Below are 12,235 nucleotides of genomic sequence, written 5' to 3'. Positions count from 1 at the left end.
CAGTCATGCCGCTTGCCCAACTGATCAGCCCCCAGCAATTGGCCGAGCGCCAACAGTCGAGCGGGTGGGTGATCCTGGATTGCCGCTTTGCCCTGGAAGACCCCGACTATGGCTTGTGCAGTTACGCCGAAGGGCATATCGAGGGCGCGCAATACGCCGACCTGGAGCGCCACCTGAGCGGCCCGGTGACCAAGGGCGTGACCGGTCGTCATCCTTTGCCGGCGGCGGACACGTTCGCCAGGCAACTGCGGGCCTGGGGTATCAGTGCCGACACCGATGTGGTGCTGTATGACGACGGCCCCGGTGCCTACGCCGCCCGTGCCTGGTGGCTGCTGGCCTGGCTGGGCAAGCGTGATGGCGTGTTTATTCTGGATGGGGGCCTCAAGGCCTGGCATGCCGCCGGTTTCCCCCTGAGCCTGGATGCGCCCGTGGTTGAGCCAGGTACCTTCGCCGGTACGCCGGGTCATCGTCTGTTGCTGGATGCCGAACACCTGCAAAAGCGCCTTGGCCAACCCGGCCTGACCTTGATCGACGCCCGCGCCCAGCCGCGCTTTCGTGGCGAAGTAGAACCCATCGACCCGATTGCCGGGCATATCCCTGGCGCGCAATGCGCGGCGTTCAGTGAAAACCTGGGCAGTGATGGTCGTTTCTTACCGGCTGATCAGCTCAAGCAACGCTTTGCCGCGCAGCTGCAAGGGCGCCCGCCGCAGGAGTTGGTGGCGTATTGCGGGTCTGGGGTGACGGCCTGCCATAACCTGTTTGCGTTGAGCCTGGCGGGGTACCCGTTGGGTAAGTTGTATGCGGGGTCGTGGAGTGAGTGGATTACCAATCCGGCGCGGGAAATTGCGAAGGGCGACTAAACGATCGGTGTGAACACTTGCTTAAAATGTGGGAGCTGGCTTGCCTGCGATAGCGGTGGGCCAGCTCCCACACTATTGACCGTATTGGGTCTGGAGCCATTGCGGGATCCGGCGCTCCAGATAGTAACCAGGACGCTTCAGCGAACCCTCCACAAACCCCACATGCCCGCCCTTGGCCAGCAACTCGAACTCGGTGCAGGCCGACAGCTCACTGGCGTCAGGCAAGCTGTGCGCAAACACAAACGGATCATCAGCCGCCTGGATAATCAGCGTCGGCGTGCGGATACCGCCCAGGTAATAGCGACTGGAGGCGCGGCGATAGTAATCCTCGGCACTCAAGAAACCGTGCAGCGGCGCGGTTACCCGCCCGTCGAAGTCCCAGAACGTGCGCATCTTTTCCAGGGAGCCAAGGGCCTCGAGGGTTTTGAGCCCATCCTCACGACCGTCCTGCAGGAATTGGCGTTGCTTGACGCGGATATACGCCAGCATCTCGCGCATGAAGTGCTTCTGATACACCCGCGAGAACCCCAGCCCAATGCGATCCGCGCATTGATCCAGGCGAAACGGCACCGACACCGCCGCCGCGCCCTGCAGCCCTGAAGCCTCGCCGGTTTCCCCCAAATGCTTGAGCAACACGTTGCCGCCCAGGGAGTAACCCACCGCGTACAAGGGCGCCAAAGGCCGCTTGGCGCGCAGATGAGCGATCGCGGCTGCCAGGTCTTCGCTGGCGCCGGAGTGATAGCTGCGAGCCAGCAGGTTGGGCTCGCCCGAGCAGCCGCGCCAGTTCAACGCAGCACTGGCCGAGCCTTGGGTGGCGAGGACTTTTTGCAGGCCGGCCACATAGGGCGAATTGGACGAACCGGTCAGCCCATGCAACACCAGCACCAAGGGCGCTTGCACGTCATGGGGGCCATGCCAGTCGAGGTCGAGAAAATCGCCGTCCTCCAGCCACAGGCGTTCGCGCTGACGCTCGATGTGGGTGGTCGGCCGCCACAGCGGCCCCCACAGTGTCTGCAAGTGTGGGTTGCCGAGGCCGAAGGCGGGTTTGAATAAATCGGAAGAGGGGGTCATGAAACTCTCGGTAGCCAGTGAGCTCGCCGTGGCAAGCTCCCCAGCCACAGGTTAAGCGGCGTTTTCGACCAAACGATGCCACAACGCGTAATACACCCGCCCGGACTTCTGCTCCCGGTGCAGGCGCCAGCCACTTGGCAGGCCGAGCGTGGACGGCGCGGTCTCGCTCTCAGTGTAGATCCAGGCATCCGGTGCCAGCCACTGGCGCTCTTCGAGCAAGGCACACACGGTCGGCAGCAGGTTCTGGTTGAACGGTGGGTCGAGGAACACTACGTCGTATTCAGTCGCTGCCTGGGTTTCCAGGTAGCGCAGCGCGTCGGCCGTCTGCACCTGGCCGGTGGTGCAACGCAGCGTGCCCAGGTGCTCCTTGAGGCTGGACACCGCCACATTGCTGGCGTCCAGCGCCTGGCCCTGGGCCGCGCCACGGGACAGCGCCTCCAGGAACAGCGCGCCGCTGCCGGCGAACGGGTCCAGCACTTTGGCCCCGCCTATGTACGGCGCGAGCCAGTTGAACAGGGTTTCACGCACGCGATCGGGCGTCGGGCGCAGGCCCACGACGTCGGGGAAGCTCAGCTTGCGGCTGCCCCATTCACCGCCAATGATGCGCAGTTGGCCCACACCGTTATGCACGTTGTGGACAGGTTTTTTCGGGCGAGATGAACTGGCCATTAATGCTCCGGAACCCCGAGCGGCTGCTCGGCAGGTTTATCAGTGGGGGGCGGTAGTGGCTTTTGCGCAATCGTCGGGCCGGCGGTCACGATGACCATCTTGTCGGCGCTCAAGTGTTTGTTCATTGCAGCCTTGACCTGATCGACGGTCAGGGCCTGGGATTGTTTCATGAAATCTTCCAGATAGCTCAGCGGCAGGTTGTAGAAACCCATGGCGCCCAACTGCCCGACGATATCGGCGTTGCTGGCGGTGGACAGCGGGAAGCTGCCGGCCAGTTCGCGCTTGGCGTCGTCCAGTTCCTTTTGCGTCGGGCCGTTCTTGAGGTAATCAGCCAGTACATCCTCAACCAGGCGCAGGGTGCCGCCGCTCATTTCGGCGCGGGTCTGCAGGTTGATCATGAACGGGCCGCGCACCTGCATCGGTGAGAAACCGGAGTACACGCCGTAGGTCAGGCCGCGTTTTTCACGCACCTCGCTCATCAAACGGGTACCGAAGCCGCCGCCGCCAAGGATCTGGTTGCCCAGGGACAAGGCTGCGTAGTCCGGGTCGGCGCGGTCGATGCCCAATTGCGCAAACAGCAGGTGGGTTTGCTTGGACGGAAACTCGATACGGCTCAGGCCGGCTTTTGGCTCGGTCGGTTGAGCGATCTTGGCCATGGCCGGGCCTTTGGGCAGCGATGCCGACACTTTGGCCGTCATGGCCTCGGCTTCTGCACGGGTCAGGTCGCCGACGACCGCAATCACCGCATTGCCCGCCGCATAGGCTTTGGCATGGAACGCCTTCAGCTGTGCCAGGGTAATTTTCGGCACGCTTTCTGGGGTGCCTTCGCTCGGATGCGCGTAAGGATGGTCGCCGTACAGACGCTTGAACAGCTCGATGCTCGCCAGTTTGCCGGGGTTCTGTTTCTGGTACTCGAAACCGGCCAGGATCTGGTTCTTGATCCGCGCCAGGGAATCCGCCGGGAACGTCGGCTGGCCAATCACCTGGTCGAACAGGGCCAGGGCGGCGGTGCGCTTATCGTTGTCGCTCAGGCTGCGCAGGGTCACCAGCGCCATGTCGCGATAGGCGCCGTTGCCGAAATCGGCCCCCAGGCCTTCGAACCCACTGGCGATCTGGCTGACATCCTTGCCCGGCACACCTTCGTTAAGCATGGCGTTGGTCATCAGCGCCAGGCCTGGCACGTCGCCATCCTGGCTGCTGCCGGCGGCAAACAGCAGACGCATGTCGAACATCGGCAATTCGTGGGCTTCGACGAACAGCACCTTGGCGCCTTCGGCGGTGGTCCAGGTTTGTACGTCGAGCTTGCGGTTGGTCGGTGCCTTGCCATCCAGTTCCGCCAGGGACTGCAGGGTGCTGGCCGTTTGAGCCTTGTCCAGGGCCTGGCTGGCGACCGACTCGCTCGGGCGCAAAAAGTAAACGGCGCTGGCCGCCATCAGGGTGACGGCGATCAGGCCGGGCAGGATCAGGCGGCTGTTTTTGCGATCACTCATGAGCGGTCTCCTCTGGCAAAACATGGGCGACGCTCAGACGTTCGCGGGTGAAATAAGTGCGTGCGGCCTTCTGGATCTCTTCCGGGGTCACGCTTTGCAGATCGGCAAGCTCCGTGTCCATGAGCTTCCAGGACAGACCAACGGTTTCCAGGGAGCCGATGGCCGTGGCCTGGCTGGTGATGGAATCACGCTGGTACACCAGGCCGGCAATGACCTGGGCACGGATGCGCTCCAGTTCTTCGGCGGTCGGCGGTTTGGCCTTCAACTCATCGAGCAGGCGCCACAGGCCGGCTTCGGCTTGGGCGACCGTTTTCTTCTTCTGCTGGTTCGGCGTGGCCGAGAGGGTAAACAGGCTGTCGCCACGGGTATAGGCGTCGTAGTTGGTGGAAGCCGCGGACACAAGTTCCTCACCGCGCTCCAGTTGCTCGGAGATCCGTGCGCTGTAGCCGCCGTCCAGCAGGGCCGAGATCAGGCGCAGGGCCTGCACCGAGCGTTTGTCTTCGGCGGTGGCCAGGCCAGGCACGTTGAAGCCCAGGAACACGCTTGGCAGTTGGGTCTGCACGTGCAGGGTCAGCAGGCGCTCGCCGGGCTCGGCCAGTTCCATCGGGATTTTTGCCGGCGGCACGTCACGCTTGGGGATCGGGCCGAAGTAACGTTGGGCGAGGTTTTTCACCTCGTCCGGGGTCACGTCGCCGACCACCACCAGGGTGGCGTTGTTCGGCACGTACCAGGATTGGTACCAGTGGCGCAGTTCCTCGACCTTCATGCGGTCCAGGTCGGCCATCCAGCCGATGGTCGGCGTGTGGTAGCCACTGGCCGGGAACGCCATGGCCTTGAAGCGCTCGAACGCCTTGGACATGGGGTTATCGTCGGTGCGCAGGCGGCGTTCTTCCTTGATTACCTCGATTTCCCGGCTGAACTCGTCTGCCGGCAGGCGCAGGCTGGCCATGCGGTCGGCTTCCAGCTCAAAGGCCACACCCAGGCGATCACGGGCCAATACCTGGTAATACGCGGTGTAGTCGTCGCTGGTGAAAGCGTTTTCTTCGGCGCCCAGGTCGCGCAGGATCAGCGAGGCTTCGCCGGGGCCAACCTTGGCGCTGCCCTTGAACATCATGTGTTCCAGGGCGTGGGACAAACCGGTCTGGCCCGGTGTTTCGTAGCTTGAGCCAACCTTGTACCAGACCTGGGAAACCACCACCGGCGCGCGATGATCTTCGCGCACGACCACTTTGAGGCCGTTATCGAGGGTGAATTCATGGGTGGGTTGTGGATCGGCAGCCAAAGCTGAGAGAGGCAGACAAACTGTGCTGAACAGCAGGCCTGCGGCGCGGCGGGCTAGAGCATTCATTCGTTTTTAAACCTGTTGGGCTGCCCGCTTGGTCTTAGCGTCGGCGGGCGAGGAGGTGCTAGGATACTGATCCGACTTAAGGACGGCCACTGCGGCTGTCTTGTTGAGGCTCTATTTAGGCCTTACAAAATGTTGCGCATGAACGAGCTGGCTAAAAAACAGTCTGTTACGCATCGAATTTTATTTACCGACGCGCCCTGTGGCGCGTCGCTACCTTGAGATAGCCGTCTCCATGTTTGGTTCCAACGACGACAAGAAGACCCCAGCTGCGGCTGGCGAGAAGAAAGGCCTGTTCGGATGGCTGCGCAAAAAGCCGCAGGAAACCGTCGTCGAACAGCCGCAGGTTCACGCTGAACCGACCCCTGAACCCGTAATAGAAGCCGAACCGGTTGCCGAGACGCCAGTTCCGGTGGTGTTGCCGATGGCTGAGCCGGTGTTGCAGCCGGTCGTCGAGGCCGAGCCGGAACCTGAGCCTGCGCCCGAGCACAAGCCCTGGTTGGATCTGCCGGTGGCCGAAGAGCCTGTGGCGTTGGTAGAGGATGTTCAGGCCGAGCACGTCGTGCCGCCGATTCCTGCAGTGGTTGAGCCGGCGCCGGTAGAGGTGGTGGCTGAAGTACCGCCCGTCGTTGAAGTGCCGGCACCGGTTGTTGCCGCACCTGCCGTCGTCGAGCCAGAGCCTGTCGTCGCCACCACCGAAACCAGCAAAACCGGATTTTTCGCGCGCCTCAAGCAGGGCCTGAGCAAGACCAGCGCCAGTATTGGCGAAGGCATGGCCAGCCTGTTCCTGGGCAAGAAAGTCATTGATGACGAGCTGCTGGAAGACATCGAGACCCGCCTGCTCACCGCCGACGTGGGCGTCGAAGCCACCGCCGTGATCATCCAGAGCCTGACGCAGAAGGTCGCGCGCAAGCAGTTGACCGACGCCGACGCCCTGTACAAATCCCTGCAGGCTGAGCTGGCCGCCATGCTCAAGCCGGTTGAAGCGCCGCTGGTGATCACCCCGAAAAAGCCGTTCGTCATCCTCGTTGTAGGGGTTAATGGCGCTGGCAAGACCACCACCATCGGCAAGCTGGCCAAGAAGCTGCAAGGTGAAGGCAAGAAAGTCATGCTCGCCGCCGGTGACACCTTCCGTGCCGCAGCCGTCGAGCAGTTGCAGGTGTGGGGCGAGCGCAACAAGATCCCGGTGATTGCCCAGCACACCGGTGCCGACTCTGCGTCGGTGATTTTCGATGCTGTGCAAGCCGCCAAGGCGCGCAACATTGACGTGCTGATTGCCGACACCGCCGGTCGCCTGCACACCAAAGACAATTTGATGGAAGAGCTGAAGAAAGTGCGCCGCGTGATCGGCAAGCTTGACGCCGATGCACCCCACGAAGTCTTGCTGGTGCTCGACGCCGGTACCGGCCAGAACGCCATCAGCCAGGCCAAGCAATTCAACCAGACGGTGCAACTGACCGGCCTGGCATTGACTAAGCTCGACGGCACGGCCAAGGGCGGTGTGATTTTCGCCCTGGCCAAACAGTTCGGGTTGCCGATTCGCTATATCGGCGTCGGTGAAGGCATCGACGACCTGCGCACCTTTGAAGCCGAACCCTTTGTACAGGCACTGTTTGCCGAGCGGGAGCGTTCATGATTCGATTCGAACAGGTCGGTAAACGCTATGCCAACGGGCATGTGGGCTTGCATGAGCTGAGCTTTCGAGTGCGTCGCGGCGAATTCTTGTTTGTCACCGGCCATTCAGGCGCGGGCAAAAGTACGCTGTTGCGCCTGCTGCTGGCCATGGAACGCCCGACCACCGGCAAGTTGCTGCTGGCGGGCCAGGACCTGGCCACTATCAGCAATGCGCAAATTCCATTCCTGCGCCGCCAGATCGGCGTGGTATTCCAGAACCACCAGTTGCTGTTCGACCGCACGGTGTTCAACAACGTGGCCCTGCCGTTGCAGATCCTCGGGCTGTCCAAGGCCGAGATCGTCAAGCGCGTGGATTCAGCCCTGGAGCGCGTAGCCTTGTCGGACAAGACCGACCTCTTTCCCGGCGACCTGTCCACCGGCCAGCAACAGCGTGTCGGTATCGCCCGTGCCATCGTCCATCGCCCGGCTTTGCTGCTGGCGGACGAACCCACTGGTAACCTCGACCCGCGCCTGGCGGCCGAGATCATGGGGGTGTTCGAAGACATCAACCGCCTGGGCACCAGCGTCTTGATCGCCAGCCACGACCTGGCCCTGATTGCCCGTATGCGCCATCGCATGCTGACCCTGCAACGCGGCCGCCTGATCGGCGATGGGGAGGCTGGCGTATGAGTGCTACACGCAGCCCTAAAGTATCCGAACGCGTGGCGCCGAAACCGGCCGACCCGCAACCGAAAAAGAAGAAGCACGACGACGACGACGGCCCGGACTTCGGCACCCTGGTGCACGCCTGGATCGAAAGCCATCGCGCCAGCCTGCTGGACAGCCTGCGGCGCCTGGGCAAGCAGCCGATTGGCAGCTTTTTCACCTGCCTGGTCATGGCGGTGGCCTTGAGCCTGCCGATGGGCTTGTCGCTGTTGCTTAATAATGTGGAGCGCCTGGGCGGTTCCTGGCAGCGGGCGGCGCAGATTTCGCTGTACCTGAACCTGGACACCAGCAGCAAGGAAGGCGAAGCGCTGCGTGACGATATCAAGAACATCCCGGGGGTAGCCGAGGCCGAGTACATCAGCCGCGACCAGGCTCTCGAAGAGTTCCAGCAGCAATCCGGCCTGGGCGAGGCGCTCAAGGAGCTGCCGCAGAACCCGCTGCCGGGCGTGGTGCTGGTAACGCCGAACGAGGTCGACAAGCCGGCGCTGGAAGCCCTGCGACAAAAACTCGCAGAGATGCCGAAGGTGCAACAGGCGCAACTTGATCTAGTCTGGGTAGAGCGCCTGGCCGCGATCCTCAAGCTGGGTGACCGCTTTGTGTTCGGCCTGACGGTGTTATTAGTGTCTGCATTACTTTTGGTGATAGGTAATACCATTCGTCTTCATATTGAAAACCGTCGCACCGAGATAGAAGTGATTAAACTGGTGGGCGGCACAGACAGCTATGTGCGTCGGCCTTTCCTATACATGGGCGCGCTGTACGGCCTGGGTGCGGGGATCTTGTCTTGGGGGGTACTGGCGTTTGGCCTGGATTGGTTGAACGACGCGGTTGTCGGCTTGGCCGGGCTCTACGGCAGTGATTTCGCTCTGGCCGGTGTGCCGGTAGCCGATGGTCTGAGTCTCTTGCTTGGCGCGGTGTTGTTGGGGTATATCGGTGCGTGGATTGCGGTGGCACGGCATTTACGCGAGCTGGCGCCGAAGTAGTTAATGCCAGATTAATGTGGTTTCGTTTGTATTGACCGTATCAGCGGTTTAGGGAACTTGTCCTACGGTTCCCAGGTCAATTTTCGCAGTGCTGAACTGCACGAGTTATGTGAGTCGGAGGTTTTTTCGTATGACCACTTCTTTGCAACCTGCTTATGCCTTGGTCCCGGGTGCGAACCTGGAGGCTTATGTGCACACGGTCAACAGCATTCCATTGCTGACGCCCGAGCAGGAGCGTGAACTGGCCGAGAGTCTCTACTATGAGCAGGATTTGGGGGCGGCTCGGCAGATGGTGCTCGCCCACCTGCGTTTTGTCGTACATATCGCCCGTAGCTATAGCGGCTACGGTCTGGCCCAGGCCGACCTGATTCAGGAAGGCAACGTTGGCCTGATGAAGGCAGTGAAGCGTTTCAACCCTGAAATGGGCGTGCGCCTGGTGTCGTTTGCCGTGCACTGGATCAAGGCGGAAATCCACGAGTTCATCCTGCGCAACTGGCGCATCGTGAAAGTGGCCACCACCAAGGCCCAGCGCAAGCTGTTCTTCAACCTGCGCAGCCAGAAAAAACGCCTGGCGTGGCTGAACAACGAAGAAGTCCACCGCGTGGCCGAAAGCCTCGGCGTGGAGCCGCGTGAAGTGCGCGAGATGGAAAGCCGCCTGACCGGCCATGACATGGCCTTCGACCCAGCCGCCGAAGCGGATGACGACAGCGCTTTCCAATCGCCGGCCAATTACCTGGAAGACCACCGGTACGACCCGGCGCGTCAACTGGAAGACGCCGACTGGAGCGACAACTCCAACCACAACCTGCACGAAGCGCTGGAAGTGCTGGACGACCGCAGCCGTGACATTCTCTACCAGCGTTGGCTGGCAGAAGAAAAAGCCACGCTGCACGACCTGGCGCAGAAGTACAACGTGTCGGCCGAGCGGATTCGTCAGCTTGAGAAAAGCGCGATGAACAAGCTGAAGTTGTCGATCGCCGCTTAAAACGCAGCGAACAAAAAATGCCCCGGTCGAAAGATCGGGGCATTTTTGTATGTGTTCGAAAAGTCTCAAGCCCAACTCGGTTTAATGTGGGAGCTGGCTTGCCTGCGATGAGGCTGTGTCAGCTGAAGCATGGGTTACTGACCCACCGCTATCGCAGGCAAGCCAGCTCCCACACGTCCCATATTGTGTCAGTCGGACCAGGGTGCCTTTCGAGAGTTGTTCAGCTCCATCAGATAAGCATCCCCGCCCAATTGGCTCATCTGCTGACGAATCCACGCTGCCCGCCGCGCCACATAAGCGGTCGGATGGCTGGCACTCCACACCCGAGGATTGGGCAACACCGCCGCCAGGTAACTGGCCTGCTGCCGCGAAAGCCCCTTGGCGCTCACGCCAAAATGGTGCCGCGCCGCTGCCTCTGCGCCGAACACGCCCTCATCCCATTCCACGCTGTTGAGGTACACCTCAAGAATTCGCTCCTTGGGCCACAGCACCTCGATCAACCCGGTAAACCACGCTTCCAGGCCCTTGCGCAAATAGCTGCGGCCGGCCCACAGGAACAGATTTTTCGACACTTGCTGGCTCAGCGTACTGGCGCCGCGAATCGAGCCGCCGCGTTCGTTGTGCAGGATCGCGGCCTGGATCGCGCCAAAATCAAAGCCCCAATGTTGCGGGAAGCGCTGGTCTTCACCGGCCATCACCGCCACTTTAAGGTCATCGGAAATCTCATCCCACGGCACCCAGCTGCGTTGCAGGTCAATGGGTTCGCCGTCGATCCAGGACTCGATCTTGCGCTCCACCATCAGCGCGGTGAACGGGGGCGGTACCACACGAAACAGCAGCACCAGCAACACACTGCCGATGGCGAACCATTTCATGACGTTGAGAAAGCGGTTGAAGAGGACACGCAGCATAGAGATGGCTTGGCCGAACCCGTTGAGCGGGCCATTATACAGACCCTGCCCGATGAGTCTGACTGGAGTTCCCCATGCTGCGTAGCTTTCTGATGCTGGCTGCCTTTTTCGGCTTTACCGGCGTTGCGCTGGGCGCTTTCGCCGCCCACGGCCTGAAAAACCGCCTGAGTTCCGACTACCTGGCGATCTTCCATACCGGTGTGACCTATCAGTTGGTGCATGCCTTGGCACTGTTCGGCGTGGCCTTGCTGGCGGCGCATATTCCGGGCCGGCTGGTCACTTGGGCGGGTATTTCGTTTACCGTCGGTATCCTGCTGTTCTCGGGTAGCCTGTATGTGCTGACGATGACCGGCATCAGTAAACTGGGGATCATCACGCCGTTTGGCGGGCTGGCGTTCCTGCTCGGCTGGTTCTTCCTGGGCCTGGCGGCGTGGCGTTTGCAGCTTTGACCGCTTGACGCTTGGAGCTGACCTTCAGGTTCCAATCGCGCTAGAATGCGGGCCCCTAAAAACGATGGCGGCCCGTGGCATGCGCATTCAGTTGAACGGCGAACCCTTTGAACTGCCCGACGGCGAAACCGTTGCGGCCCTGCTGACCCGTCTGAACCTGACCAGGCGTCGCGTCGCAGTGGAGCTCAACCTGGATATCGTCCCGCGTAGCCAGCACGCCGAGACTGCGCTCACCGAAGGTGACCAGATCGAAGTGGTCCATGCCATCGGCGGCGGCTAGCCCGCCACGGCCGCAACGCATTCTGCAGAACCTCATCCAACCAGAGGATTTCCCATGAGCATCGTTCGTAGCGACAAGCCTTTCGTCCTGGCCGGTCGTACCTACCAGTCCCGTCTGCTGGTCGGCACCGGCAAATACCGCGACATGGAAGAAACCCGCCTGGCCATCGAAGCCTCGGGTGCCGAGATCGTCACCTTCGCCGTACGCCGCACCAACCTCGGCCAGATCGAGGGCGAGCCGAACCTGCTCGAAGTGCTGTCGCCGCAGCGTTACACCTTCCTGCCGAACACCGCTGGCTGCTACGACGCCATCGAAGCCGTGCGCACCTGCCGCCTGGCTCGTGAGCTGCTCGACGGCCATAACCTGGTGAAGCTGGAAGTGCTGGCCGACCAGAAAACCCTGTTCCCCAATGTGATCGAAACCCTCAAGGCCGCCGAGACTCTGGTCAAGGAAGGCTTCGATGTGATGGTCTACACCAGCGATGACCCGATCATTGCCCGCCAGCTGGCAGAAATCGGCTGCATCGCGGTGATGCCACTGGCCGGCCTGATCGGGTCAGGCCTGGGCATCTGCAACCCGTACAACCTGCAAATCATCCTCGAAGAAGCCAAAATCCCGGTGCTGGTGGACGCAGGCGTAGGCACAGCCTCCGACGCAACCATCGCCATGGAACTGGGTTGCGACGCAGTGTTGATGAACTCGGCCATCGCCCATGCCCAGCAGCCGGTCATGATGGCCCAGGCCATGAACCACGCCATCGTCGCGGGCCGCCTGGCCTACCTCGCCGGGCGGATGCCGAAAAAACTCTATGCCAGCGCCTCTTCGCCGCTGGATGGTCTGATCAAGTAAGAG

The 12,235-nt window shown here is 61.7% G+C and carries 13 protein-coding genes; 8 read left to right on the top strand and 5 right to left on the bottom strand.

Annotated features, from left to right (window positions below; all coding sequences use genetic code 11):
• Positions 1–5 precede the first annotated feature (5 nt).
• Positions 6–860 carry a sulfurtransferase gene (locus CLM72_RS26685; RefSeq protein WP_105228866.1) on the top strand — a complete coding sequence of 285 codons (855 nt, stop codon included), beginning with the start codon at positions 6–8 and terminating at the stop codon, positions 858–860.
• Between the two features lie 72 nt (positions 861–932).
• Here CLM72_RS26685 and CLM72_RS26680 read toward each other — a convergent pair whose 3' ends face one another.
• From CLM72_RS26680 to CLM72_RS26665, 4 genes are read right to left on the bottom strand one after another with little or no spacing between them, the layout of a single operon-like run.
• The gene (locus CLM72_RS26680) at positions 933–1,931 is read right to left on the bottom strand and encodes a hydrolase (protein WP_105228865.1); all 999 of its coding nucleotides are present in this window, start codon (positions 1,929–1,931) and stop codon (positions 933–935) included.
• Between the two features lie 51 nt (positions 1,932–1,982).
• A complete protein-coding gene (gene rsmD / locus CLM72_RS26675; protein WP_105228864.1) occupies positions 1,983–2,600 on the bottom strand; it encodes a 16S rRNA (guanine(966)-N(2))-methyltransferase RsmD in 618 nt (205 codons plus the stop codon).
• The gene (locus CLM72_RS26670) at positions 2,600–4,090 is read right to left on the bottom strand and encodes a pitrilysin family protein (RefSeq protein ID WP_105228863.1); all 1,491 of its coding nucleotides are present in this window, start codon (positions 4,088–4,090) and stop codon (positions 2,600–2,602) included. Before CLM72_RS26670 ends, rsmD begins: the two co-directional genes overlap by 1 nt.
• Complete coding sequence (locus tag CLM72_RS26665) at positions 4,083–5,438, bottom strand: pitrilysin family protein (protein WP_105228862.1); 1,356 nt, start codon at positions 5,436–5,438, stop codon at positions 4,083–4,085. The genes CLM72_RS26670 and CLM72_RS26665 overlap by 8 nt, the downstream gene beginning before the upstream one ends.
• Positions 5,439–5,670: 232 nt before the next feature.
• Here CLM72_RS26665 and ftsY point away from each other — a divergent pair, with 232 nt between their 5' ends.
• The 4 genes from ftsY (at position 5,671) to rpoH (ending at position 9,743) form a co-directional block, all read left to right on the top strand.
• Positions 5,671–7,071, top strand: coding sequence for a signal recognition particle-docking protein FtsY (gene ftsY / locus CLM72_RS26660; RefSeq protein WP_105228861.1), 1,401 nt, complete (start codon positions 5,671–5,673; stop codon positions 7,069–7,071).
• Positions 7,068–7,739 (top strand): cell division ATP-binding protein FtsE, encoded by a 672-nt coding sequence (gene ftsE / locus CLM72_RS26655; RefSeq protein ID WP_003195112.1) that lies wholly within the window; start codon positions 7,068–7,070, stop codon positions 7,737–7,739. The genes ftsY and ftsE overlap by 4 nt, the downstream gene beginning before the upstream one ends.
• Positions 7,736–8,758, top strand: a complete 1,023-nt coding sequence (gene ftsX / locus CLM72_RS26650) for a permease-like cell division protein FtsX (RefSeq protein ID WP_054897584.1) — start codon at positions 7,736–7,738, stop codon at positions 8,756–8,758. Before ftsE ends, ftsX begins: the two co-directional genes overlap by 4 nt.
• A 130-nt stretch (positions 8,759–8,888) precedes the next feature.
• The gene (gene rpoH / locus CLM72_RS26645) at positions 8,889–9,743 is read left to right on the top strand and encodes an RNA polymerase sigma factor RpoH (protein ID WP_003176698.1); all 855 of its coding nucleotides are present in this window, start codon (positions 8,889–8,891) and stop codon (positions 9,741–9,743) included.
• 188 nt (positions 9,744–9,931) lie between these two features.
• On the opposite strand, the gene mtgA is transcribed toward rpoH, so the two are convergent.
• Positions 9,932–10,654 (bottom strand): monofunctional biosynthetic peptidoglycan transglycosylase, encoded by a 723-nt coding sequence (gene mtgA, locus CLM72_RS26640; RefSeq protein ID WP_105228860.1) that lies wholly within the window; start codon positions 10,652–10,654, stop codon positions 9,932–9,934.
• Between the two features lie 74 nt (positions 10,655–10,728).
• Between mtgA and CLM72_RS26635 the strand changes: the two genes are divergently transcribed.
• From CLM72_RS26635 to CLM72_RS26625, 3 genes are all read left to right on the top strand, one after another.
• Positions 10,729–11,103: a DUF423 domain-containing protein gene (locus CLM72_RS26635; RefSeq protein ID WP_057702111.1), complete on the top strand. Its 375-nt coding sequence runs from the start codon at positions 10,729–10,731 to the stop codon at positions 11,101–11,103.
• A 79-nt stretch (positions 11,104–11,182) separates the two neighbouring features.
• A complete protein-coding gene (thiS, locus tag CLM72_RS26630; protein ID WP_168220186.1) occupies positions 11,183–11,383 on the top strand; it encodes a sulfur carrier protein ThiS in 201 nt (66 codons plus the stop codon).
• A 54-nt stretch (positions 11,384–11,437) separates the two neighbouring features.
• Entirely contained in the window at positions 11,438–12,232 is a 795-nt protein-coding gene (locus CLM72_RS26625) for a thiazole synthase (protein WP_057702112.1), read from the top strand.
• Positions 12,233–12,235: the final 3 nt, after the last annotated feature.

Origin of the sequence: Pseudomonas sp. MYb193, from assembly GCF_002966775.1 — a bacterium.
GTDB classification, from domain to species: Bacteria; Pseudomonadota; Gammaproteobacteria; order Pseudomonadales; family Pseudomonadaceae; genus Aquipseudomonas; species Aquipseudomonas paracarnis.
This window is presented reverse-complemented; position numbering and strand designations above follow the sequence as displayed.

Bases quoted from the DNA above. Each gene is read 5' to 3' on its own strand.
- CLM72_RS26685 (WP_105228866.1), top strand. From the start codon at position 6: ATGCCGCTTGCCCAACTGATCAGCCCCCAGCAATTGGCCGAGCGCCAA.
- CLM72_RS26680 (WP_105228865.1), bottom strand. From the start codon at position 1,931: ATGACCCCCTCTTCCGATTTATTCAAACCCGCCTTCGGCCTCGGCAAC.
- rsmD (WP_105228864.1), bottom strand. From the start codon at position 2,600: ATGGCCAGTTCATCTCGCCCGAAAAAACCTGTCCACAACGTGCATAAC.
- CLM72_RS26670 (WP_105228863.1), bottom strand. From the start codon at position 4,090: ATGAGTGATCGCAAAAACAGCCGCCTGATCCTGCCCGGCCTGATCGCC.
- CLM72_RS26665 (WP_105228862.1), bottom strand. From the start codon at position 5,438: ATGAATGCTCTAGCCCGCCGCGCCGCAGGCCTGCTGTTCAGCACAGTT.
- ftsY (WP_105228861.1), top strand. From the start codon at position 5,671: ATGTTTGGTTCCAACGACGACAAGAAGACCCCAGCTGCGGCTGGCGAG.
- ftsE (WP_003195112.1), top strand. From the start codon at position 7,068: ATGATTCGATTCGAACAGGTCGGTAAACGCTATGCCAACGGGCATGTG.
- ftsX (WP_054897584.1), top strand. From the start codon at position 7,736: ATGAGTGCTACACGCAGCCCTAAAGTATCCGAACGCGTGGCGCCGAAA.
- rpoH (WP_003176698.1), top strand. From the start codon at position 8,889: ATGACCACTTCTTTGCAACCTGCTTATGCCTTGGTCCCGGGTGCGAAC.
- mtgA (WP_105228860.1), bottom strand. From the start codon at position 10,654: ATGCTGCGTGTCCTCTTCAACCGCTTTCTCAACGTCATGAAATGGTTC.
- CLM72_RS26635 (WP_057702111.1), top strand. From the start codon at position 10,729: ATGCTGCGTAGCTTTCTGATGCTGGCTGCCTTTTTCGGCTTTACCGGC.
- thiS (WP_168220186.1), top strand. From the start codon at position 11,183: ATGCGCATTCAGTTGAACGGCGAACCCTTTGAACTGCCCGACGGCGAA.
- CLM72_RS26625 (WP_057702112.1), top strand. From the start codon at position 11,438: ATGAGCATCGTTCGTAGCGACAAGCCTTTCGTCCTGGCCGGTCGTACC.